This is a genomic window from Aquabacter sp. DMC10, from assembly GCF_056314145.1.
The window spans coordinates 25094-48587 of sequence record NZ_JBQUYX010000010.1; the positions used below are offsets into that span (position 1 = coordinate 25094).

The 23494-nt window shown below is 62.0% G+C and carries 17 protein-coding genes and 1 pseudogene; 6 read left to right on the forward strand and 12 right to left on the reverse strand.

What is annotated here, in order from left to right; translation table 11 throughout:
• The first annotated feature begins 154 nt into the window (after nt 1-154).
• The 5 genes from ACT54L_RS22740 (at nt 155) to ACT54L_RS22760 (ending at nt 4498) form a co-directional block, all read left to right on the forward strand.
• A complete protein-coding gene (locus tag ACT54L_RS22740) occupies nt 155-1243 on the forward strand; it encodes an IS110 family RNA-guided transposase (protein WP_476087944.1) in 1089 nt (362 codons plus the stop codon).
• Between the two features lie 681 nt (nt 1244-1924).
• The gene (locus tag ACT54L_RS22745; RefSeq protein ID WP_476087945.1) at nt 1925-2149 is read left to right on the forward strand and encodes an antitoxin MazE family protein; all 225 of its coding nucleotides are present in this window, start codon (nt 1925-1927) and stop codon (nt 2147-2149) included.
• Nucleotides 2146-2508, forward strand: coding sequence for a type II toxin-antitoxin system PemK/MazF family toxin (locus ACT54L_RS22750; protein ID WP_476087946.1), 363 nt, complete (start codon nt 2146-2148; stop codon nt 2506-2508). Before ACT54L_RS22745 ends, ACT54L_RS22750 begins: the two co-directional genes overlap by 4 nt.
• Before the next feature lie 109 nt (nt 2509-2617).
• Nucleotides 2618-2842: a hypothetical protein gene (locus ACT54L_RS22755; protein ID WP_476087947.1), complete on the forward strand. Its 225-nt coding sequence runs from the start codon at nt 2618-2620 to the stop codon at nt 2840-2842.
• Between the two features lie 21 nt (nt 2843-2863).
• The gene (locus ACT54L_RS22760) at nt 2864-4498 is read left to right on the forward strand and encodes a recombinase family protein (protein ID WP_476087948.1); all 1635 of its coding nucleotides are present in this window, start codon (nt 2864-2866) and stop codon (nt 4496-4498) included.
• Between the two features lie 345 nt (nt 4499-4843).
• On the opposite strand, the gene ACT54L_RS22765 is transcribed toward ACT54L_RS22760, so the two are convergent.
• Nucleotides 4844-5854, reverse strand: a complete 1011-nt coding sequence (locus ACT54L_RS22765; protein WP_476087949.1) for a hypothetical protein — start codon at nt 5852-5854, stop codon at nt 4844-4846.
• Between the two features lie 481 nt (nt 5855-6335).
• On the opposite strand from ACT54L_RS22765, the gene ACT54L_RS22770 reads away from it, so the two are divergent.
• A complete protein-coding gene (locus tag ACT54L_RS22770) occupies nt 6336-7232 on the forward strand; it encodes a hypothetical protein (RefSeq protein ID WP_476087950.1) in 897 nt (298 codons plus the stop codon).
• Nucleotides 7233-7426: 194 nt separating this feature from the next.
• Here ACT54L_RS22770 and ACT54L_RS22775 read toward each other — a convergent pair.
• The 11 genes and pseudogenes from ACT54L_RS22775 to ACT54L_RS22825 all read right to left on the reverse strand — a co-directional run bounded on the left by ACT54L_RS22775 (nt 7427) and on the right by ACT54L_RS22825 (nt 23369).
• Nucleotides 7427-8547 (reverse strand): annotated as a pseudogene (locus ACT54L_RS22775) (IS3 family transposase).
• Between the two features lie 115 nt (nt 8548-8662).
• A complete protein-coding gene (locus ACT54L_RS22780) occupies nt 8663-9658 on the reverse strand; it encodes a DNA cytosine methyltransferase (RefSeq protein WP_476087951.1) in 996 nt (331 codons plus the stop codon).
• An 81-nt stretch (nt 9659-9739) separates the two neighbouring features.
• Nucleotides 9740-10210 carry a very short patch repair endonuclease gene (locus ACT54L_RS22785; protein WP_476087952.1) on the reverse strand — a complete coding sequence of 157 codons (471 nt, stop codon included), beginning with the start codon at nt 10208-10210 and terminating at the stop codon, nt 9740-9742.
• Nucleotides 10211-12064 carry a DrmB family protein gene (drmB, locus tag ACT54L_RS22790; RefSeq protein WP_476087953.1) on the reverse strand — a complete coding sequence of 618 codons (1854 nt, stop codon included), beginning with the start codon at nt 12062-12064 and terminating at the stop codon, nt 10211-10213.
• Nucleotides 12061-15489 carry a helicase-related protein gene (locus ACT54L_RS22795; RefSeq protein ID WP_476087954.1) on the reverse strand — a complete coding sequence of 1143 codons (3429 nt, stop codon included), beginning with the start codon at nt 15487-15489 and terminating at the stop codon, nt 12061-12063. Before ACT54L_RS22795 ends, drmB begins: the two co-directional genes overlap by 4 nt.
• A complete protein-coding gene (locus tag ACT54L_RS22800) occupies nt 15486-17231 on the reverse strand; it encodes an ATP-binding domain-containing protein (RefSeq protein WP_476087955.1) in 1746 nt (581 codons plus the stop codon). Before ACT54L_RS22800 ends, ACT54L_RS22795 begins: the two co-directional genes overlap by 4 nt.
• Nucleotides 17231-19966: a hypothetical protein gene (locus tag ACT54L_RS22805; RefSeq protein ID WP_476087956.1), complete on the reverse strand. Its 2736-nt coding sequence runs from the start codon at nt 19964-19966 to the stop codon at nt 17231-17233. Before ACT54L_RS22805 ends, ACT54L_RS22800 begins: the two co-directional genes overlap by 1 nt.
• A gap of 410 nt (nt 19967-20376) precedes the next feature.
• Entirely contained in the window at nt 20377-21303 is a 927-nt protein-coding gene (locus ACT54L_RS22810) for a hypothetical protein (protein ID WP_476087957.1), read from the reverse strand.
• A gap of 117 nt (nt 21304-21420) precedes the next feature.
• Nucleotides 21421-22917 (reverse strand): hypothetical protein, encoded by a 1497-nt coding sequence (locus ACT54L_RS22815; protein WP_476087958.1) that lies wholly within the window; start codon nt 22915-22917, stop codon nt 21421-21423.
• Complete coding sequence (locus ACT54L_RS22820; RefSeq protein WP_476087959.1) at nt 22917-23093, reverse strand: hypothetical protein; 177 nt, start codon at nt 23091-23093, stop codon at nt 22917-22919. The genes ACT54L_RS22815 and ACT54L_RS22820 overlap by 1 nt, the downstream gene beginning before the upstream one ends.
• Before the next feature lie 69 nt (nt 23094-23162).
• Entirely contained in the window at nt 23163-23369 is a 207-nt protein-coding gene (locus ACT54L_RS22825; RefSeq protein WP_476087960.1) for a helix-turn-helix domain-containing protein, read from the reverse strand.
• Between the last annotated feature and the right edge of the window lie 125 nt (nt 23370-23494).

The following is a 23494-nucleotide window of genomic DNA, read 5'->3' on the forward strand; positions in this document are numbered from 1 at the left end:
CCTTAGGGCGGTCGGCGGCGATTTCAAAGGGCACCGGCGTAGGGGCTTGAGTGCCGCCCGTAATCGGCGGGCCGCGCCAGCCCCGGTACCCTCGCCTGCGAGCGACGCCGCAACCGCTAGACTGCCCACCGTCACACCACGCAGGAGGCGGCTGATGGAGTATTTTTGCGGGCTGGACGTGGCGATCGAGGAAACGGCGGTGTGCGTCGTCGACGATCGGGGCGAGGTGCATCTGACGGTGAAGGTCGCGACCGAACCGGAGGCGCTGGCGGCGGTGCTCAAGCCGTTCGTCGGACGGCTGCGGCGCGTCGGGCACGAGGCCGGCGCACTTTCGCCCTGGCTGCACCCCGAGTTGCTGAAGCTGGGCCTGCCGGCGATCTGCCTGGAGACCAAGCACGTGCGCGCGGCAATGTCGGCGCAGCGCAACAAGACCGACGAGAAGGACGCGCTCGGCCTCGCACACATCATGCGCACCGGCTGGTTCCGCCAGGCACATGTGAAGACGGAAGGCTGCTATCGGATGCGCCTGCTGCTGACGCACCGGCGCAATCTGAAGCGCAAGTTCCTCGATCTGGAGAACGCCATCCGCCACTCGCTCAAGAGCTTCGGCGTGAAGCTGGGAGGCACCTCGCGGGGCAAATTTGACCAGGCCGTACGCGAGGCGGCGGCGGACGATCCGCTCACTGCCGAGTTGATGGACGCCATGCTGACGGCGCGCGCGGCGCTGTGGAAACAGTATGTGCGGCTGCACGATCTGGTCGTGAAGATGGTGGCTGGCAGCGAGCTGTGTCGCCGTTTCATGGCGATCCCCGGCGTCGGTCCGGTGACGGCCCTATCGTTCATGACCGCGATCGACGACCCGTCGCGCTTCCGCCGCTCGCGCGACGTTGCAGCGTACTTCGGGCTGACCTCCCGGCGCTGGCAGTCGGGCACGTCGATCGACGTGAAAGGGCGAATCTCCAAGGCCGGCGACGCCGATGTCCGATGTGCGCTCTACGAGGCGGCGTCGGCGCTGATGACGCGGTTCAAGGGGCGCGACAAGGTCCAGACCTGGGGCAAGGAGATCGCCAAACGCTCCTGCCACCGCAAGGCGGTGGTCGCGGTGGCGCGCAAGCTGTCGGTGATCATGCACGCCATGTGGAGCGACGGAACCTTCTACGTCGGCGATCCGACGGCGAGCGAAGCGGACCGCGCCGCACGCGCCCAGATCAAGGACGGCAAGCTGCTGGGGGCGCACGCATGACCGGCCCACGACGAAACAACCGCAGCGCGACCGCTCGATAACGGTCGCCGACTGATCACGCGAGCTCCGCCACGGCGGATGAGGACCGATGCAGACCATCAACGACGGGACGCACGATATCTTGCCTGCGGCCGTACCGGCGGACAGCCGGTCGGACCGCGCCCGAGTGCCTGTGACGATGCCCCGTCAGACCGATGGAAAAATGCACCTCGACGGTTCGGGCGCTGCCAAAGGGCAGCCGGAATACCCCGTCGACGAGCGCGGAAGAGTGCAAGGCACATCGCAACTCGAAAGCCGCAAGGAGAAAGCGTGTCATGGCGAACGACAGAGTATATTCTCGTATCCTGAAGTATAAATGACGATGCCTAGAAGATCGGCGAAAACACAACCGATTAAGAGGGCAGGATAAAAGCCCACACATTGCGCGTTGGGTCGGTCGTTGTTTTTCCGTGACTTAGCGTTCGCGGGGGCAATGTACGGGGAGATTTCCCAATGTGCCCTGAGGCGCGGAAACCGTAATTTTCACCGTGTCTTCAGGGAGATGTCCAAAAGGTGCGTTCCGCCGAACGTGCGCCATGGCTCCCAGCCTTCAGGAGCCCTGTAGAAGCCGTTTTCCATCCAGACGGACTGGTCAGAAGGGCCTCCCTATGCTAGTTACATGTAACTTTTGAGGAGGCTGCCATGTCATCCGCACCCGGGCCCAAGCCTTCGCGCGTGAAGGTCGGTGAGCATCGCGCGCGATTGCGGGCCCAGGGGCTTCGGCCGATCCAGATCTGGGTGCCGGATGTGCGGGCACCTGCGTTCCGAGCGGAAGCGCGGCGCCAGTCGCTGGCCGTCGCGTCGAGCGCGCAGGCCGGCGATGATCAGGCCTTCATCGATGCCGTGTCCGACTGGGGCGACGAATGAGGCGCGGCGAGGTGTGGACCGTTGCCGGAGGGCAGGACTATGCGGGCAAGCTGCGCCCGGTGGTCATCGTGCAGGACGACAGTTTCGAGGGAACGGACTCTCTCACCATCTGTGCCTTCACGACCGACGAGACGGATGCCCCGCTGTTCCGTCTGGTTGTCCAGCCGAACGAGAGAAATGGCCTGCGCGCTGTCTGCCGCCTGATGGTCGACAAGATCACGACGGTTCCGAAGGCGAAGTTCGGGCAGCAGGTCGGTCGCCTGGACGACGAGGACATGGTCCGGCTCAATCAGGCGATGATCGTCTTCCTCGGGCTGGCCGCGTCGCCGCGGGCGAGCCGGAAAGGGAGTGAGCCATGATGCGCATCGCCCCCGCTGTTCGAGCGTCACGCGACGCGGGGCGAAACGGTGGGCTGTGGCGTGGATATCGGCCCTTCGTCCGCGCGCGGTCCCGGGCGAAGCTGGCGTCATGGCGAGAACGCGACGACATCCTCCTTCTGGCGCATCCGTCGAGCTTGAGGCGCTGCTGGGTTATGCGTGGCCGTTTGCGGGCCGACCACCGAAGCACGATCCCGCAACCTGGATCGTCACCGATGACTGGCCCGAAGCTGTGCCGGTCACAGAGGCCGAGATCGAGGTCTTCGAGCGTTGGTTCGGTGACCTGTTCGATGATCTGCTCGGCCGGGACAAATGATCCTCTCGGGAGATACCAGTCATGACCGCACCTTTGCGCGCCGCCCTCTATCTGCGCGTCTCGACGGTGCGCCAGGCCGAGCACGATGTCTCAATTCCCGACCAGAGACGCCAGGGGGAAGCCTGGTGCTCCGCGCGGGGCTACCAACTGATCGACACCTATGTGGAGCCGGGCGCATCGGCCACCAATGATCGCCGCCCCGAGTTCCAGCGGATGATCGAAGCGGGCACGTCCAAGCCCGCGCCATTCGACGTGGTGATCGTCCACTCGTTCAGCCGCTTCTTCCGCGATCATTTCGAGCTGGAATTCTACGTCCGCAAGCTGGCGAAGAACGGCGTGAAGCTCGTCTCGATCACGCAGGAAATGGGGGATGACCCCATGCACGTCATGATGCGGCAGATCATGGCGCTGTTCGACGAGTATCAGTCGAAGGAGAACGCCAAGCATGTGATGCGGGCCTTGAAGGAAAATGCCCGGCAAGGCTTCTGGAACGGCGCCCTGCCGCCGATCGGCTATCGCATCGTCGCGGCCGAGCAGCGCGGGGCAAAGACCAAGAAGAAGCTGGAGATCGACCCGCTCCACGCCGAGACCGTGCGGCTGATCTATCGTCTCGCCCTTGAAGGCGACGGCACCACCGGCCAGATGGGCGTCAAGAACATCGTCTCGTACCTCAACAAGCGGCGCATCTTCACCCGCGACGGTGGGCGCTGGGGCATCGGGCAGGTTCACCGCATCCTGACCCGCCGCACCTATATGGGCGAACATGAGTTCAACAAGCGGTCCAAGACCAAGGAGCTGAAGCCGGTCAGCGAGATCGTTGTCGTGCCGGTGCCGCCGATCATCAGCCGCGAGACCTTCGACACCGTGCAGGGGCTCCTCAAGGCGCGACATCCCAGGGTGACACCATCCGCCGTGATCAGCGGCCCGACCATGCTCACCGGCCTGATCCATTGCGCCAAATGCGGCGGCGCCATGACCATCCGCACCGGCAAGGGCGGACGCTACCGTTACTACGCCTGCTCCATGAAGGCGCGGCAGGGGCCGACCGCCTGCACCGGCATGGCGGTGCCGATGGAAAAGCTGGACGATCTTGTCGCCAGCCATCTGGAGGAACGCCTGCTCCAGCCGGAGCGGCTGGAAGCGATTCTCGCCACAGTGCTCGACCGGCGGCAGGAGCGATCCGAGCGCCAGCTCGAGCATATCGCCGAGCTGAACAGGCGTGCAGCCGAGTCTGAAGCCCGCCTCAGGCGGCTTTATGACGCCATAGAGGCCGGCGTCGCCGATCTGGACGACCCGGCACTGAAGGACCGCATTGCCAGCCTGAAAGCCATCCGCGATCAGGCTAAGGCTGATGCCGAACGCGCCGAGGCAATGCTCCAGAACGCCGGGAGCAAGGCCGTCACGCCGGAGATGCTGAGCAAATTCGCCGAAGCTGCACGTCAGCGTATCCGCCGAGAAGGCGGGGGCTATCGCCGCGACCATCTCCGCGCGCTTGCTCAGCGCGTCGAGGTTGCCGAGGGCGAGGTTCGGATCATGGGATCAAAATCCCGGCTGCTTCAGGCGCTGGTATCGGGGAACGGCGTAAACGCAGTGCCCACTCAGGGACTGAATTGGCGGAGAGAGAGTCCTCAGAACTTTTCGCATAACGCCTTATAGAAGAAAGGAAAACTCTCTACCGAATCACCATAACCCTAGCGCTGGCCCTAGCGAGATGCTCGGCGTCAGGACTCTGGTCTATGTTCGGGTAGGCTAGGCGGGGCAGTGCCCCTTCTTGGCCGAATAAGACGATAGCACGAAGGGCACGATAATTCCGCCGCCCACCCGTGGCAGTGCGAAGCGACCTTATTCAGGACTTGTCCATACGCCTTCATCGCTGAGAGACAGGCCTGACGCCAAGCAGTCCAGTGACGGCAAGGGCCGAGGCGAAGGCTTGTCTGACGCCATAGACCGCCCCAACACGTTACGAATGCTGGGGGACGCGAGCTTGGCGTCCGAGGACACCTAAATTCGAGACTTCTTTCGCCAGTTGCTCACGGTCTGGTGAGATACGCCGACAAAACGGGCAATCTCGCGGTCTGATAGTTCCGGCCGATGGCGAAGCATCGACATTACGTCAGCGCGTTTCTCGGCATTCGTCCGTTGACGAGTGGGCACGCCTGACTTGACCGCGCCATCAGACTTTTCGCAAGTCGCTTTTCGAAGGAGAGCGCAGTCAGCCTCGATCCGATCAAGAAACGAAACGTCACGTTCCTCTTTGTCAATCTCTTGTCGCTCGTACTCAAACCGCTTCCAGTCAAAGCGCGCCTGCAGGTCCTCCCATGAGGTGGCGGGCCGGCCAACTTCCAGTTCGTGTTCCAGCAGCAAAATCCTGCATTGGACCTCCGGGCAATGGGTCCACTCGCCTCGGCTGCCATCGGAGCCAAGGAACAGACCTCGATCCAGTGCCAATTGATCCCACTCCTTCACCTCCTGCAGGGCAGCGCTCAGATCAGAAGGCCAGGGATACGCTTCCGTCACCGCCTTCCGGATGGCCGGAGTGATTGCCGACACATGCCAGAAGTTGGCAGCCTTCCCATCAAGGGTCTCGGCTTGGCGGTATCTCACGCCATCGGTTCCGGTCCAGAAGCGCCAAGTCGCGATGGAGTCGATGGCGGCATCAAGCAAAGTCTCGTGCCTGGTGCGGGCGAAAAGGGCCTCCTGCGACCCGTATTTCTTTAGTACCTCAACGCGTCGGAGGGCATCCCTCTCATCGCGTGCCGCCCGCTCTGCCGTTTTCCTTGCCAGATAACCGGGCTCGCGCCTTTCCATCCAATCGTCGAACCCGTCGAAAAAGCTCGTGGGTTGAGACCTCGTTCCCCCACTGACCATCGCCTCCGCTTCGGACAGACTCATTCCAGCGCCACGGGCCATCGCTTCTGCCCCCCTCCGCGCGGCACTGCGCTCCCCAGCCGTAGCGCCGCGGTTCATGAGTTCCAGAACCTTGCGGAATCGTCCGATGTGCAATTTCGACACCTAAGCCTCCTGCCAAGGGTCAATTTTTGACAGGCTATATTGGACCGCCGCGGCGGTGTCAATTTTTGACATTCCAGCCAGGGGACCAGGACCGGAAGGCAGTGTCTTATTTTGGCGGCCATGCGCTAAAGCGGACCCTGCCGGACGTTTGCCGGACTGTCTGGTATGGGCCGGCAGCACAGTTGCCATCCCGCAGCCGGCCGCATCGCTGCCATTCGGGGTGACTTCCACGCCGACCAAAACCTGCCGTTCGTTCAGAGGGGCCTAGTGGAGAGTTGGGGTCCGGAGCAATCCGTCCGCATTCAAGGCATGAACTACACAACATCAGGTCGAAGCTGGCGGTTGCTTTTGGAGTGCATCCAACCGCACCTAAGCAAGCGATATGGGGGACGCGCAGCCGGCATTGAACTGGTATCGGCTTATCGGCACTGTTATTTGTTGAGCCATGGGACAAATACTATATCTCGATCAGAATGCATGGGTGGCGTTGGCGCGCGGCGCCTGGGACAAAGCAAGCTATTCGCAGGAGCATGCATGGTTAGTGAAAGTCGTCACAGCGCTTGAGCAGCAGCGCTTTATTATCCCACTGAGCTTTCCTAATATCTATGAAACATTGAAGATCAATAATCCCATCCGACGGGAACATTTGGCGGCAGTCCAAGCTACTGTCAGCCATGGTCACGTCTTTCGTGGTAGACGCCGGATATTGAGCGAGACGCTAGAAGTCTATCTGGCTGGCAAATTTTCGATCGAGCACGCGACGCCGAAGGAGCACTGGTTCCTGTCCGACATATGGTTCGAAGCTGTCGCCGATTATTCACCTGAAACGTTTGGCTTTACACTATCGGATAGAGTCCTCGAACATATGCGCTCCGATCCTGCAAGGGCGCTGTTCGATTATCTAACCGCCAGCGATGAGCGCGTGAGACTCGAGAGTGTCAGGCGCTTCAGCGCTGGCTCGGCCGATCTCGTCGCGAGAATCGAAGCACGACGGGCTATTATCGCTTCTGAACCTTTGGCGCGGCGCAAACGCGCTTATGGAGTGCGGCTGATGAACGACGAACTCGATTTCATTCTTGCAACTGGCCGAAAGCTCGGGTTGGACTGGAATGGTATTGCCGACATTGGATCGTCGTTGGTCCGTAGTATCCCTGTTGACGTACCGACCCTTGCTACCGAGAGGGAACTGGCTGTCAGACTCGAAGATCAGGCCAAGCCTATTTCAGAGAACGATCTGCGCGACATGGCAGCCTTCGCCACAGTCTTGCCGCTCGCCGATATCGTCATCGGAGAAAAGACGTTCGTCAATCTCGCCCGGCAAGCCCGGTTGGGCGAGACTTATGGCACGCAGCTTTTAACCTCGATTGAAGAACTCTGATCCGCAGGGCGCAGGATGTCATGCTGAAGAGCTGATCTCGGCTCAGGGCCGATGCCACTCGATGGGGCTCCGAGGCGATGCAACCAATCTAGGTCTGCCAATGCGGCGCCAAGCGTAGTCGTTTGAGGTGGCTGCTTCTAAGCCGCAGCAATCCTGATGCTGCCCCTGATCTTCTCCCGAAAAAGTGGACGGGGTTAAGCCGCTCTGCGTTCCATCTCGGCCGGGCTGATGTAGCCGAGGGCCGAGTGCAGGCGGCGGGAATTGTAGAAGCCCTCTATGTATCCGAACAGATCCCGCCGCGCCTCGGCCCGCGTGGCATAAAGGCGGTGGTGGACCCGCTCGGTTTTAGGGTGTGGAAGAAGCTCTCCATGGGCGCATTGTCCCAGCAATCACCCTTGCGGCTCATGGATGGGGTGATGCCCGCGGTGGCAAGCGCCCCGTGATAGGCCTCGGCAGCATATTGAATGCCGCGGTCCGAGTGGTGGATCAGACCGGGTGCCGGCCTCTGGCGCTCGATGGCCATGGCGAGGGCCTCCAGCGCGATCTGCGTGTGCAAGGTCTCGCGGATGGACCAACCGACCAGCTTGCGGGTGTGCATATCGAGTACGCCGGCAAGGGTGAGCCAGTCCTCGCCTGTGGGGATGTAGGTGAGATCCGCCAGCCCAATCTGGTTCGGGGCGCAGGTCATGAAGTTGCGGGCGAGCCTGTTGGGCGCGATCGGATAGGAATGGCGGCTGTCGATCGTCCGCGTGCGCCTTGGCACGGCGGCCAGGCCCCGGATGCCGGCGCGTCGCATCAGCCGCTCGATCCGGGACCGGCCCACGCGCCGACCGCTCCCCCCCGCAGCACCGCATGGATCCGGGGCGCGCCATAGGTCCCGCTGTTCTTCGCATGGATCAGCCGGATGTCATCGCCGCTGGCCGACAGCCCGAGGGCCGCGCACATCACACGAACCGGCCACACAGCGCGATGCTCATCGACGAACCCGAACGTCATCGGGAGGCCGCTCCGAAGATGAGCGCGGCTTTTTTTTTAGGATGTCGCGCTCCATCCGCAGGCGCTCGTTCTCCCGCCTGAGCCGGGCGTTCTCCGCAGCAAGGTCCGCCGGCGACGGGGCCGCCGCCTGCGGGATCGGGCGCCGCGCCGGCGCCCTCGCCCTCGCCTGGGGGGCGAAGTCTCTCACCAACCGCCGCAGCACCGTCTCGTGCAGCCCCAGCTCCTGTGCCACCTGAACGGTGGAAAGGCCGCTGGAGGTCACCCGGTCAACGGCCTCCCGCTTGAACGCCTCTGGAAAAACCCGACGCCGTGGGCCCATCGAACACTCCTGTGAAGCTCGCAAAAGCTAACATGGGTGTCCACAGAACCGAGGGAGGATCACAGAAGGGATCTGCCGCGACGCTCCGCGAATGGCTCCGCGCGGGACTACCCCCTCAGGCGGCCCGTCGGACTACACGGTGCTCTGGTCGGTCAGCGGTGGTACCTCTCGTCAACGTCCTGACCACCGCCTCCATAACGGGTCCGCAAACTCCGTTGCCGAGGATCTTGACCTGATCACGGCGCGAAACGTCGGCAAAGGAAAATTCGGGAGGGAGGCCCATGGCGCGTTTCAACTCTGGAATCTGAAGCATCCGAAGCATGGGCTCGCCATCGATCCATTCCACCAGACCAAACCGGTCGAGCGTGGTCAGGGTCCGCAGTGGTCGGTCGAGGGTCTGCCAACCACCAGCCTTATCGGAACCGTAGTAAACGATCAGGAAGTCGACGCCCTTGCCGAGCTTCCCGATCCCCGCCTCGGCACGGGCGAGCGTGTTGGACGAGCGGCCGGGAGAATACAGCGCCTTCGACTTCCACGTTCCGACGGGGTCGAGGATGGACCGCGCCGGCACGGGAGGCATGCCGGTCTTTTCCGGCAACTTGGGCTTCCGCTCGCGATCACCAATGATGAACAGCCTGCGCCGAGACTGAGGCACACCGAAATCGGCGGCATCCAACACCCCCCAATCCATCCTGTAATCGAGCTCGGCCATGGCGCCGACGAGCTCGTTGAACCCTGTCCAGTTTTTCAGCGCCGAAACGTTCTCAAGGACAAACCAGCGAGGCTTCAGCTTCCTCATCGCCTCCACAACGTACCAGCCGGAGCTGCGGCTCTCTTCATCACGCGGCTTCGCGCCTTTGGCGACGGAATGGTTGGTGCATTCCGGCGACGAAATGAGAAGATCGATAGGCCCGATGGAGGCAGGCAGAAGGTCCCTGACGCTATCGCGCGCCATTCGCTCGTTTACGACGAGCGCGCGCGGGAAGTTGACCTTGTAGGTGTCCGCCGCGGGCTTCCAGGCGTCGATTGAGGCGACGATTTCGGCTCCAGCCGCCATTGCGCCCCAGCCGCTGCATCCACCCCCACAGAACAGATCCAAAGTGCGAACCAACGCCGTCGTTCCTTTCGCAGAGGCCGGATGCGCCCGCGTCTACACTAGGCTGCCAGGTTGGCACGTATTAAGCAAACTTGGTCAGCTTTGAGGGTTAATCGAAGCGGTGCGCCTCGCGACGGCCGCAAGCACCCTCCTGGCGGCGCCCGCTGGGTCACGCCGTACCCGATGTTCCCATATCGTAAGGACCGACCACCCCGCAGCGCGAAGCGCTCGCCGGTTTCGGCGATCCCGCGTGATGTTGCCGGCGATCTTCTGTTCCCATTTTTCGGCAAGCTTCATTCGCCACTCGGCGAAGCGATGGCCATGCCAGAAGTCGCCGTCGACGAAGACGGCCACTCTTGAAGAGCGGAAAACGAAATCCGGTCTGCCGGGCAGATCCCTCGCATGGCGCTCGAAGTCGCCCCCCCGCGTCAGGAGCGCATCTTCGAGCAAACGCTCCGGCCCGGTGCCCTTACCCTTGATGCGCGACATCACGGCACTTCGAGTTTCGGGAGACATGATGTCTCCGCGGTGCCGACGATCCTCGTTTGCCGTCAGCCCCTTGCGCATTCAGAACTGGGTGCGGAAAGGCGCGTCGTGGAAAAAGCCCAAGGAGGGCTCGTCGATAGTGCCTACCAGTAACGCGCGATCAAGCAGGCGGTTGCCTTCTTCACAACTGGTCTCGGGGAGCAGCACGCATCCGTGGCATGCAGCCAGATTGGAACTGGCGAATACAGTGTCTGGACTTTCCATGCAGACCGGGTCGTTTGAGCACCAGGAGGCACGACGTAGGGCATCGTCAACGAGACGTTCGAAGTGACCGCTCGCCGCCTGCGAAACCAGACCGCCCAGCGTGCCCTCGGCGTCGCCAGAAGCAGTATAGATCAGGAACCCGTTCATCGGGCGCTCCGGATTCTCAAGGTTGCAGTAGAGCCGTTCACGCAACGACGAGGATCCGTAGCCGCAAGAGAACGTCAGTTCTTTGATGATAGCATGCGCCAAGGTATGCACCATCACGAACCGAGCGTCGACCCCCCGCCGCAACAAGCGCCTCGCAAGACGCTTGTCGTTGTAGTCTCTGATGAGATCGTCGACGCGACGAGCGGCTCCCGAATTTCTGGCCCACTGGTCGATGGCATCATTCCGCAACTGGATGAAGATGCCCTCACCACGTACAGCGATCGCCGGAAGCCATGGGATGTCGCGCTTGACGGAAAGCGGCTGGACGTTCGGATCGCCTCGATCCGTCTGTGGATTCAGCCGGGAGAAGCCGACGTGAACACGCGTCTCCCTCAGCTTGCGTACCAGCCCGACCTTCTCGACATATTTGGAGAGCCAGCCGAACGCGCTACCTGGCTCAGGTTCGACGAACAGATCATCCCGCGGCGAGCCGGCGCCCTTGCTGAGGACTTCGTATTCCTGACGACGGAACTCCTCCTCGGACGTGGCTATCACCGCAGAAGTCGAGCCCGAGATCCGCGCCTGCGCGGCTGCGGCGAGAGCTTCGGCGTCGACGCCCTGCTGCTTGGCGACAAACCTGCAGATTTCTGGGTGCACCTTTCCATCGACTAGAGCGGACGAAATGCCTTGCCATGTCATCGGATTATCGAGCACCCGCTGGATGGCCTCCGTCTCGGCTGTGCGGGTAGGCGGGATGAAGATTGAGCTCACTACCAGAGGAAAATAAACGTTCGCTCCGCCTCGCTGAACGGCGCGAAGCTGGTGTCCACATTGATGCTCGCCGTTAGCCTGTCCCAGCCATGGCTGGGCCCCTGAGCACGGCGTCGTGATCGCGTCTTCCTCGAAGGCACCCGCAAGCGAGCGGGTCCGGCCGCATTCCGCGCAGTCGATCTTGATGCCGGCGAGGCTGGCAGCGCTTCGTCCGGCCTTGAACGACAGTTTACGCTTTTCCGGTTCGCAGCCGCATCCGATCCAATCCTGGTAGGGAAAGTCCTCGATGTGACCGCCTTCGCAAATCGCGACTATGCGAACCGGGATCATCCTTCGTTTCGCGCCGCGGGTGGCGCAGTTGTCGCATTGCGGCTGCTGGCCGAACAACGTCGTCGACTTCATCTGGAAACATCGTGGACAGTAGTGCCAGAGCGGAAATCGGACATGGGGGATCTTCTGCTTCGAGATCCCCGTCCCCTCGCCGAAATCCGGCGGCTTGACGAAATGCGTGCAGCCAAGGCGGCCTTGAAGGCGCTCCTCCTCTATGATCAGGCTCTGCTCCGGAGGGGTCCGGAACCACATGTCGAGACCAGCACACATGAGCGCCTCGTCGTTCCGGAAGTCGTTAGACGATCCGACGCCGAACGGGCTGATAACCGCGGACCTGCGAATGGGTCGCCGCGGAGGCACCCTCTTGACCGCGCCTTTGCCGGCCTTGCCGGCTCCCTTGCCCTTAAAGCCGCCGCTTCTCACTGCTCGTCTCCAGACGCGTAGACCGGGATAGGAAGTGCCTCGCAATCCGCGTCGACGTTTCTCATGGATGTCGCTGTTGGGCGGATGATGCCCGAAAGGTGGTTGAGCTCGGGGAGCAGCTCCTTGCCGGCCGGCCAGATCAATGGGTCGTGGACGTTTCCGCTGAGATCCCCGTAGCTCTGCGGGCGTCTCCGGTTCCAGTCATCTAGGAAGAGGTCCAGCGCGGCCTTGGCCCTTGCGGTTTCCGCACTGTCGACGCTCTCGACCCGCGAGACGATGATCCGGGTGATCTCAGACCTCTGCTCCGCGCTCAAGCCATAGTGAGGGGACTTGCGCAATGCCGGGTAGCGGAACCGTGCAATAGAGATCGCTAATGCGTGAATGGCGCGATCACATACCGGGATCGAGAAGGGAGTGACGCTGGTGGCCTCCACGTGCCGGTAGGCATTCTCATGAAACGGTCTGAAGCTCTCGAAGTGGGAGCGATCGCGCGGCTTGTACGGATTGAAGTTGGTGACGACCAGCCCCGGGGTGTTGTGTCCCCGCCCGACGCGGCTGGAGGCCTGGATGTATTCCGACGCTCCCTTCGGTTGGCCAACGATCGACATGATGCTCAACCGGGGGACGTCCAAACCGACCTGGATCATGTTCGTGGCATAGCAAAGGTCAACGGCTTCCTTCTTCGGACGGGCGGTAAACAGCTTCTGAAGCACGGCCGGAATGTCCGTGCTTCGCATGCGGCTGGTCAGCTCGTCGAAGTTATTGATGAAGCGGCGCCGGTCGGCTGTCTGATTGGCGTGCAGCAGCCCCACGCCGATGCGATCCCACATCGCATTGAGGTATTCACGGATGTCGGCCTGAACCAGTGTCGAGGCCCGGCCGAGTTCCCTGAGGCTGTTGAAGTAGACGACGAGGGTCCAGTAGGGGTCGACGAAAGAGTCGATTTGCCCATTCGAGTTGGGCAACAGCATCGGAGCCTGTAGAAGAGTAGCCAACACTCGGACCTGTGCCGAAATGTGGGACGGGACGGCCGTCGCCAATATCCCGACGAACATGCGACCGGTCGCATCATACGCTTCGCGTGCGAAGAACGACTGCCCAGCTACAAGACCCTGAGGGGGAAAGAGAGCCGAGGGGCGACCGTAGACGGCCTTGATCTGTTCTTTCGCCCTGGCGATCGTAGCAGTGGACGCGATGATCTTCGCTGGGATGCGTCTGCCATGTCTGGTATCCGTGCAGAACTCGTCGATAACCGTCTCATAATGTCCGACCATCGAGCCCAGCGGTCCGGAGATCAGATGTAACTCGTCCTGGATGACGAGCTGCGGCGGTGATTGAGCCAGCGGAACGTCGATTCCGAAGACTGCCCTTGATTCGGGATTCCAGGGCATCATGGCGAACTTGTCCACTGTGCCAATCAGAAGCGTGGGAGGCTGCCGGTAGATCTCCTCGTCGATGACCGTAAGCGGCAGGCCGTCATCGTTAGAGAAGGGACAATCAACGTCCTCGCACTGGAAGCGAACGCGACGATGTCCATCGGCGGTCTTCGTCTTCTTGTAACCGAAGACCCGGGTCGAGGTGCCGTATTCCCGAGGACCCATGTCAATGCCACACCAGGGGCAGGACAGAACGATGAACGGGTTATCGCCGCTTCCACTTTCCACTTGGGCCAGCTGGATGACCGCTTGGTCGTTGTTATTGGGTGTAACTGCCCCACCAACCCATAGCCCGATTGAGATCGGCGTCGGACCGAACCGTGCCGGATCATTTCTGCGCAGCAGTTCCAGCGCGCAGATCAGCGAGGCGGCCCTCTGGAACTGCTGCGTCGTCAGTAGGCGCAGGGTGTAGCGCATCAGCACCTTAGTGCCGGCATCCTCGGGAATGGACAGGCGTCCAAAAAGGATCGCGAAACCCGCAAGACCGAGATAGGCCTCCGTCTTGCCGCCGCCCGTTGGAAACCAGATGACGTCGACGAGCGTGCGTTCCGAATGGAGGGGGTCCACGAAGCTTCTGACGTTCATGAGGACGAACGCGAGCTGGAAGGGACGCCACTTCGTGGAGACAGAATAGTCCGGCCTGACATACGGCTCCGAAGGCGACGCCTGTCCCGTCGTCATCTGCCAGTGACGGCGCTTCTTCTCCTCGGACGACAGCACGTAGTGGGCTCGCTGCTCCACCATGGCCCGGTTCATCAGCTTGAACGCGTCCATGGCGTTGTCGTTGGCCAGGAGCAGGTGAATGCCGTCCTCGATCCGGGCTAGGCAGACCTTGCATTTGCGCAGGTTGTCTTCGCCACATTCCCGAAGCTGCTGAGGTAAGGACACATCCCGGGCGAGTTCCCCCTCGCGCTCGGCGATCCATTCGCGGTAAGCCCCGGCTAGCGCACGGCACGACTGGGCAATCGTCGCGGCAGGCGCCTCGGACAGGACCTTCATGGAGAGCTGGACCAAGGGAATGCTATCGATAGGCACCACCGGCGCTTGCTCGAAAATTGGCAGGACCTCGGTCCTGACCCGCGCAACTTTGCCGTCCAGAATTTCCCAATCGGCGGCGCAGCCGTGCCCGACCGCAAAGTTCGGCCGATGACGATAGAGCAAGGCGAGCGTCCGCTCCTCTTCGTCCTGAAGAGCCGGGGGACGTTCGGGATACGGCAGGATCGCGCTCGCGCCGCGGGGGCTGACCGAAAACGCGCACTGGAAGAAGCAGTTCTCGTTGACCGGCTTCTTCACGGTCCCGGTGTTGATCATCGTAACTGTGACGAGACGCCTGCCGTTGGCCCACGGTCGGCTGACAATGTCAGCCTCAAGCCTCGCCGTTCCTCGGTCAGCGAGAATCTGGCGGGGCAAACGAAGAAGCTCGGAGGCCGCTCCAAGCTGTTGGGCGTTGAGGTCGATGGATATCGAACCTGCCGACCGGAACCACAGTTCGGCATCCCTCGCCATCCCGTCCTTGCTAAACGAAGGGAAACCTGGGACCGGCTCCTTGTCGTATGTGCCCCAACTGGCGGACAAGGTAATCCCGTCGACGGGGTCGATCAGAAAGCTCAATCCCATCGTGCTTGGCAGAAACATGGCCGACAGATCTACTTCGACATCTGTATCAGCGACATTGTCCTCGGCCATGTTCGAAAAGATATCGGCTTGATCGGCTGTCTGCTCGTCTCCGACGTCTTCGTCGACCGCTTGCGCCGTCTCGATGTCGGCGGCCTCGTCGGCCGCTCCGAGTGCAGAGGCAACGCCAACACCGCCCGGGAAGAGTATTCCAGATGAGTACCTGTAACGAGGCGGATCCTGGGGCCTCAGGATCTCCTCGCCATTCAGCTGGACAGCCGGATAGCCGGGAGACGGTCCTACCAGTTCCCTCCGAAGGACATCGACCACGTGATCGCGAACCTCCTTCGCGGAGGCGACCTGGCGGTCCATCATATCGAAACTCCCTGCGAGGCGATTAAGGCCGCGATCACACGCTTATCCAAGAGATCTCGAACGGCATCCGGCGCGACGACGAACAGTTTCAATCGTGCTCGTGACATTGCGACATAGAGCAGCGCGTCGGTGTCGTTGGCGGACGTGCCGAGGGCGTCGACCACGATGACGACTTGGCTCTCTAGGCCCTTGAAGGATTGGATGGTCGAGTAAGCCAGGACGTCCGACGAAGCCGGTCCATCGCGCAACGCCCACCCGGAGAGCGACTTCACATCGGTCAGGGAAGAGTGCTCAAGCCTTCTCGGCCCGAGCACCACGACGTCGGCCGGGCGAATTCCCGCCTCTCGAAGACCCCGTATGATCGCTTCCATCGAGGATCGGCAAGACGCGCTATCGCCGTAGAAGTGAATTCCAACGGCCTCGCCCTCCGGCTGGCGATCGCTGACCTTCTGGCCTTTGAAGCCGCTCAGGACTCCCGTCTGATAGTATATGTTCCTGGTGTTGCGGCAGTTGAGATGCAGACTGAACGTCGGGATCAAGCCGAACGACGCTTCGAGCGTCTTTTGCGATGAACTCGTGGGCGCGTAGAGGGCCTGTCGGACGAAATCGCCGAGCAGCAGAATCTTTGAGGTCGGGACATCGCCGGTCCATGCGTCGATGACATCCTTGAGGCCCGCCGAATGGAAGTCCTGCACCTCGTCAACGACGACGTAATCGAAACGCTCGTCGCTTTCCGTAATGGCGAGTGCGCCTAGCTCGAAATAGATCGTGTCGAAAACCTCCTCCCGGTCGGCGCCGCCTGCCTCTGCCGCTTTGAGGTCCTGTGCGAACGACGATCCCCTAATCCGTTCCCGAAGGAGGCCATGGAGGTGACCGGCAACTACACGCTGGCCGGCGATCCTACCCACCGTATCGGCTATCCAGCTGCCGAGACGGTGGTTAAAGCAGGTCACCAGAACGCGTCGGCCGGAGCCCGCGAACCGCCTCGCGCTTTCGAGCCCCAGCATTGTTTTACCCGTCCCCGCCGGTCCCTTGACCATGCACAGGCGGTTCTCCTCGATGCAGTCCAGCGCGGCGAACTGCTCCTCCGTCAGTTTCCGCAGACTCTCTTCTGTGTCCCAGGTCGACGAGGCGAGAGTCGGCACCCTATCGAACTCGGGACGCAGGAATTTCAGGATCTGGCCCGTTGCCCACGCGGTGGGGCGAACTAGGTCGTTGCGGCCCTCCAGGTTCTTGAGCGAGGGCGTCTCCAGGATGCGGATGCCGATATCGCTCTCCATGTCGAAGCGATCGATGATCTCGTCTCGCGTCGCTTCGGGGCTGGGGGGCGGGGCTGCGATATCCGGGAATACCACGAGCCATCCGATTGGGCACCGGCTCTCGATCGAGTTCATCCCGAACCGGCGCCTTATGGCCTCGAGTAGCTTCCACTGCCCGTCCTGAGCCTGCCGGTAGGGGCTTCGGGAAAGGCGATGGATCTCCCCATTGCGATCGCGCGTCGTCCACGTACCGTCTGAGACGGCGACGCCGCCTCCCTTGACCTCCAGGCACACGATGCCGAGGCCGGGAACGATAGCGACGAAGTCGATCTCGCCGAACTGCTTCGTCCACGAACTCGATAGACCGAGCGAGTGCAGCACGGTCCAGGTTTCGCTTCCCGAGGCAACTCGCAACGCCTCGAAGACCCTGCGCTCGGAGGCTGGCGTGGAGGGGGCCACGTGGGGAGGGATCATGACCGACATCACGCATTCTCCCGAATCGCGGAGGATCGGATGGCTCTATCTCTCCACGCGGGGTCGATCCAGTGAAGGCGATTAGCGAACGGTGCCGGACAGGGCCGGAGTTCCTCGTCGATTGCGGCGACCTCGACGATCCAGACCCTGCCAATCCCGAGGTCCACGCTCAATTCGACGTCGGATGCTTCGTGGACGGCAGTCCCGCAATGCCGCGCTACCAGATCGGTGAGCCGGTTGCCCGCGGAAATGTGTAGCGCACGCAGCTCTCGAATTGCGTTCCAGCATTCGGCCCAGTCCCGATCGCTGTAAGATGCCACTGGATAGGCTCGCGCGATGGCGTGGATGTCGTCCTCCGTCCTGGGACCGATAAGGTTTTTGCCGAAGACCCACGAACGGACCGTCTGGATGTTCCGGTGAAGGCCGATCTGCGCTAACTTGCGACTGACGATCGTCGGATGGTCCACGTGTCCGATTGCCTCCCGCCATATCGAGGCCTTCTTGCCAAGCTTGGCGTACTTAGCCTCGCCCACATGGCTCTCGGCTAGGGTACGGATGACGTCGCGGCTGGAGCCGTCGCGAAAAATAAGACGCGTGCCGACCTTAACTTCGGCTGCCGTGGTTTCCTCCACGATCGAGCGGTCGCCGGCCCCGGGTTGAAGCGCGAACACGCGGTGTTCGTCCGTGATCGCCGCCCAGGAGCGGCCATTGAATCGGACGACCCTTGCGGACACCGTCTGATCGTCGTCCCCGGCCGAAGGGATGGAGATCCTGGAAGCCCAATTCCAGGGGCGAACTGCCATATCGAAATCTTCGAGCCTCTTCGTTTCCTCGGCGGGCGGCGGCGGGACGGATTGGACTTTGGCGCGCGGCGGAGGGAATTCCTCGAACGACATGCCAGTCAAGACAGTCCGTGCCGCGCTGTTGAGGCAGCCGCGATACTTCAAGGCGGCGCGCCGGTTCAGCCGCCGGGCGAAACATTCGATCTCGAAATCGTATCCGGCGAACGTGATAGCTGAGGTTGGCCAGGGATCAACGAGCCTCGCGAAAAGGTCGCGCCTCATTACGTTGAGGGCCATCACGCTTCTGATGCCGGCCTGCTCGCGAAGTTCCGTTACATGAACACAACGAGCATCGATTCCGCGCCGAGCCAGGAATCCACGCAGATGGGACACGCTGCTGAGATTACCGGCCACAAAGACGTTGCCGGACGAGCCGCTCATGCCCTGCGCTGCTCGAAGGATCATACTTCCCTTCGGGGTCTGGCACCCTCCCTCGACCTTATCGAGAAACCGTTCAATAGAAGCCACGAATTCGCCAAGTGCTTCGCCTGCATCGGGCCCGAGAAACCTCGACAGATGAGGCTGCCGGGCCCGAAGGAGTTCCAGGTTCTCGCAGAGCTGCGCGAATTCGCTATCTTCCTCGAAATCGAGCAGTCCAGCCCCCTGAAAGAACGCCGACTGCGCCGCTCCGCGGACCTCCTGGAGGATCTCGTCGTGCTCAGCGGCCTCGGCGTCGAGAAAGTGAACGACCTTCATCAGCGCGGGCTCGGCGCTTTCCAGGCCCCGGTTTGGGCAGTGCAGGAAACCTGGATGTCTAGTTGTCTCTGCCCTGATTGCGCGCTCGATGACATCAATCCCTTGAATGCCGACCGTCACTTGCGGACGCGCGAGATGGGCGAGATCTTCCGGGGCTGGCTCCCAGACGGTCCAGCCATGTTCACGCAGTGCAAGAGCCTGCTCGCGATGCACAGCGGGGGCGAACATCACTAGGCGCTGCCGCTCGGCAATCCGCGCGGCCAGATCGAGGTCGCGCAGCACGATCTCAAGCCTGTCCGCTAGGAACAACCTGGACCACGGCTTCACGGCATGGGAAAGGGCCGCCTTGCCAAAATCGAGCAACTCATTTCCCAGGCAAACCATGGGTTGGCCGCCCGCCCCGTGTGGGGTCGAGACGTAGGGGCGCCCCTCGTCGTCAAGGCGCCCGAACGAAAAGAAGCGCGCCAGTGTCAAGGCCAACCGCTGCGTCTGATGCAGGGGGCAAAGCGGCAAAGCCTGAACGGTCCGCTCGAAAGCAGCCAGTGAACTGGTCAGAAACACGCGCGTCGTATTCAAGGCCGTGTTGCCATAGCTCCTCTCGCCAATGATCTCGTCAATGTCGTTGGGAGGCGGCACGGCTGCATGCTTTGTCTTCGCTGTAGCCGGTGGGGCAAGTCGGGTCGTAGGCTCGAACCAGTCGAACTCGCTCAGCTTCAGGAAAATTCGCGGCGAAGTTTCCCTGGCCTTTGTCTGGATGTGGTGCAGCCATAGGCCCTGCATGCCCTGAATGGACGTGCGTTTGGCAATCTTGAACACCTCTCCCGATGGGAGCATCCGCACGTGCTGGCCGATGGGCAAGCCCTCGGCTCGGAAGCGTGCTCGGGCCGAGGGAAGGTCCACCGCGTGCATCTCAAGCGCCGCAATTACGGCGACGACCGGAGCGATGTCCTCCACGGCCGGCAAAACGATGCAGATCGGGCCTTCCTCCCGAGATCGGAGCGCAGTCGACACCAGCATCTTTAGGAACGGCGGGATCGGGACGACCGTGCCGCCGACCAAAATGCCAGAGCGCTCGGCCGCCGTGAGCCTCTCAGCTAGCGGACGGCCACGGCGAACGGCTTCAGCACTACGATCTTTTGGATGGACCGCGTCGGGGAAACTTACTTCGTTGCCGGCCGTAGAGCTGCGTGGATTCACCTGCTGCACGGGTGTACTCCGCCAGCATTCCAGAGCCGTTCCGACACTCTACGACGCATCCTCTGAAGCCCCGCCGTCCCGCTTCCGCCCGCTCTTTCCATTTTGAACGCTGGGGGAAAGCAAGAGTCGCCCACTTACATGAGCATAACTCAAGGTTGCGGATTGGCTAGTCACCGAGGGCGTCTAGCTATCACGAGTTTCTCGTCAACGGCTGGAAGGCGGACGTCGCTAATACGGCCGTGCCCGTCAACGACAGGTGATGGCAGCCTCGCCGCGAGTCGTTAAGCAGGCCTGTTAGTGAAGCTGACGTTTCAGCCGTCCGATTCAGGTCATCGCGGAGCGACCAATGCCAAAAGACCTTCGTCGAAAGGACGGGAAGGATGGGGGGAGTGACCACCTCCTCTCCCCAGCCCTTAATGTCAAGCGGCGCTGGTGACGGGAACCTGCACCGGCATCAGCTCGGTCACGGTCTGGTCGGCCTCAGCGGCGATCTTGTACGTTTCGCGCTCTGCCTTCAGTTCGGCGAGCCGATTTCGGACGCAATCAGCGTCCGAAATAGCGGAGCTGCGCCAGTAAGGAGCATCGTCAGCGGAGAGCCCCGGCAGTTCAACGCGGCAGAGACGCTCACCGCTCACGCCGATCTTCTCGCGAATATACGTGATTTCGCGAAACCTCTTCTTCTCGAACTCCTCGAAGCGCTGGGGCGTGTTCTTGTCGGTGCGTTCGATCTCACGCCGGCCCTTCCCGCCACCGAGATCCTCGATGTTCGACTGGTCGGGATGCGGGCGGTCGTGATCGCGGAGGCACCACAGGTCCAGAAGCTTTTCGCTGAGGATGCGGCGCGGCTCATAGGGCCGGTCGCGGACAGCCGCCTCCGCACGGGGGAGAGGCAAGGCGCCTGCGGGCAAGTCGGCGTTCACCCGCTCGGCCAGGGAGTCAGCCTCCGCGATGGCAGCGATCAGTTCCACCAGTTCGGCGGCGAGCGCGGGATAACGCTCCCGCAGCTTCTTCTGAGCGGCCTCACTGACGCGGACGGCCTCGCCATAGGCCGCCTGCCGCGCGGCTTCCGCTTCTTTCGCGGCCTTCTCCGCCGCACGCTTGCGAAGAAGCGCGAGTGCGGTCTCCATGTCCTCGATCTCAATGCGAGTGCGCATGATGAGATTCCGGTGATTGATGCGTTCCTCGCCGCCGCGCATCAGGGCCGCTGGCATCTCTTCTTCCAGCGTGAAGAGCTTGGTGCGAGCAGCCTGAATGGCGGCTTCAATCTCACGCTCGCCAGCGATCAACTGTGTCTCGGTCGCCTTCGTGGAGCGCATGAGGGTGGAGAACTTCTCAAAGATCGACATCTTAAATCACCTCAAAGGTAGTGAATTTTGAGATATTTTACGCAAACAAAATGGAAATTATCGGACCGCAAAATCGCGAAAAGGGGGGACTGCCGCCGCCGCGCGGTCCGCAGCCTCTCAGGAGGACCCGAGCCGTTGGGGCCGGGGTGCCGAGGTGGAGACTGGGGGATGGTAGCGGGGCGGGCAGATGGTCCAGCTCGGCGCCGTCCTTGTCCCGAACACAATCCGTCGCACCGACAGCGTGGCCGCAGATGGCCTGGGAGTGGGCGTGGGAGGGGTTTTGCGATTAAGCATAGGTTGTGGCCTTTGAGTGTGAATGGGCGCCTGTGCCTTCCTGAACGCGTTGTGGGAGGGGGTGGCCATGGGGGCCGCCCCCCTTTCCATCGCGTCGGGGTGGGTTTGGGCGAGATTGATGTTGGATTGCCGGATCACGACCGGACCCGCGAGCGCACGAGAGTCAGCCGACTCTTGCGGAAAGAGATGGACGACGTTTCCGCTGCCCGGCTCGCTTTCCGACCTCCGCGTCCGAGCAGGATGGTGATGCACTGCGGAGGCGCCAACGCCCTGCCGCTCTTCAGAAAGCGCGCCGTCCACATACCGATCTCTTGGTCCGACCGATGTTTCACCACCGACATGAATGCGCGCTCCCGAATTCCCGATGGCCGGAATGCAGGGTCGGGCGGGCATGGAGCGAATGACATAGGCTTCGTCCTGGGGCTGGGGGGCGGGGGAAGTAGGCTCGCGCATGTCGGGCGCGAGGGGCGGGGATTTGGCAAGGCAAGGGGGAGTAGCTGGGGCGTAATGGCCACGGCCGACGCGCGTGATCTGCCCGGCCTTGGTGAGGCGGGACAGGAGCGGCTTGATTGTCTGAAGGGTCAGGCCGGTCGCGGTCGCAATGTCGATGAGGGAGGACGCGCCCGCCTCAATTGCGGCGCGGACCTGAGCACTCTGCGTCGAATGGAAAGTTGCAACCTGCCGTAACGCTACGTTCTTAAAATAAATAAGAGCGTCACGCTCGGCTGCAACTTTCTCACCAAACCGTTGCTGTGCAAGCCTTTCACGATACCGAGCGTTCCTGACCCGGGCCATCTCACGACGGCGAGAGGTGCGCCGCTGGGCGCGCGCCTCGGGGCTTTCGTCGATGGGGTGGAGAGTGACCACTCGCCCACGAGCGGCCATCTCGCGCACCTCTTCGACCCTGACTTCAAGGAGGCGGCCGGCCTTGCAATCGTCGAGAAGGCGATGCGTCCGGGAGGGAAGCACAGCGGCGTGGAGGACATCAAGGCTGATGTCCTCCACCCACTCCCTGGGCAGCACTTCAATGAGCCCGGGCACGTCGCAGTGCAGCCCGCCGACACCGTCCAATTTTGACAGAGCATCTGCCAGCACCTCGGCGACACCAGCCCGGCTGACAGGAAGCTCGCCCGCCTCAGAACGAAGCGAAGCGAGAGCGCGGATGTCAGCCAGCCTGCGAAGGGCGAACATCTGCGTCCGCGTGCTGCTCTGAGGGCGGCGGCTCGCATAGAGCCGATTGACTCGCATTCCAGTCCGCCCGCTGGCCATATGGGCGGGAGACCGCACAACGGCGGCTTCCATAGCGACGGCGGCGCTCATCAGCGCGCCTCCGCATAGATGGCGGCGCAGGCATCCTCGAAGGTCCGAAAGAAACCAGGGATCTGCTTAAGGAAATTGGCGCGATAGATGTAGGCAATAAAGCGCGTCTCATCGTCCACCACGACACCAACGTGTGTCTTCCGCGAAAACGGGCTTGCGATGCGATTACGGCTCATTTAATGTTTACTCGCTTATGTTCCTTGAATTGAAAAAGCCGCCCCTGCTCCGGGGCGGCTTTTTTGTGCTCAGTTGATTTCGGGCGAGATCTGAGCGCGCGGCGCCTCGGCGATCAGGCGGTCCACCGACTCGGCCGGGATGCGCACGGACTTGCCAATCTTGAGAGCCTCAATCCGGTGAGAACCGAGAAGGCGATAGACAGTAGAGCGCGAGACGCTCAACTTTTCGCTGACCTCCCCAATAGTAAGGAGTCGCCCATTAACACTGATAGACATAATGATCTCCGCTTATATACACGGAGAGAGGTAGGGATACGCCCAACACACGCAAGGTAAGCTATGCGTGCTCGCGGTGGAAAACTAGGCCCGGTTTGACATTGAGCGCGATGGAAAAATGGCAG

What these genes read in the sequence shown, in the direction of transcription:
- ACT54L_RS22825 (WP_476087960.1), bottom strand. Translation starts at nt 23,369, where the DNA reads ATGTCTATCAGTGTTAATGGGCGACTCCTTACTATTGGGGAGGTCAGC.
- ACT54L_RS22760 (WP_476087948.1), top strand. Translation starts at nt 2,864, where the DNA reads ATGACCGCACCTTTGCGCGCCGCCCTCTATCTGCGCGTCTCGACGGTG.
- ACT54L_RS22740 (WP_476087944.1), top strand. Translation starts at nt 155, where the DNA reads ATGGAGTATTTTTGCGGGCTGGACGTGGCGATCGAGGAAACGGCGGTG.
- ACT54L_RS22795 (WP_476087954.1), bottom strand. Translation starts at nt 15,489, where the DNA reads ATGATGGACCGCCAGGTCGCCTCCGCGAAGGAGGTTCGCGATCACGTG.
- ACT54L_RS22750 (WP_476087946.1), top strand. Translation starts at nt 2,146, where the DNA reads ATGAGGCGCGGCGAGGTGTGGACCGTTGCCGGAGGGCAGGACTATGCG.
- ACT54L_RS22815 (WP_476087958.1), bottom strand. Translation starts at nt 22,917, where the DNA reads ATGAGCGCCGCCGTCGCTATGGAAGCCGCCGTTGTGCGGTCTCCCGCC.
- ACT54L_RS22745 (WP_476087945.1), top strand. Translation starts at nt 1,925, where the DNA reads ATGTCATCCGCACCCGGGCCCAAGCCTTCGCGCGTGAAGGTCGGTGAG.
- ACT54L_RS22755 (WP_476087947.1), top strand. Translation starts at nt 2,618, where the DNA reads ATGGCGAGAACGCGACGACATCCTCCTTCTGGCGCATCCGTCGAGCTT.
- ACT54L_RS22820 (WP_476087959.1), bottom strand. Translation starts at nt 23,093, where the DNA reads ATGAGCCGTAATCGCATCGCAAGCCCGTTTTCGCGGAAGACACACGTT.
- ACT54L_RS22800 (WP_476087955.1), bottom strand. Translation starts at nt 17,231, where the DNA reads ATGTCGGTCATGATCCCTCCCCACGTGGCCCCCTCCACGCCAGCCTCC.
- ACT54L_RS22785 (WP_476087952.1), bottom strand. Translation starts at nt 10,210, where the DNA reads ATGCGCAAGGGGCTGACGGCAAACGAGGATCGTCGGCACCGCGGAGAC.
- ACT54L_RS22810 (WP_476087957.1), bottom strand. Translation starts at nt 21,303, where the DNA reads ATGTCGATCTTTGAGAAGTTCTCCACCCTCATGCGCTCCACGAAGGCG.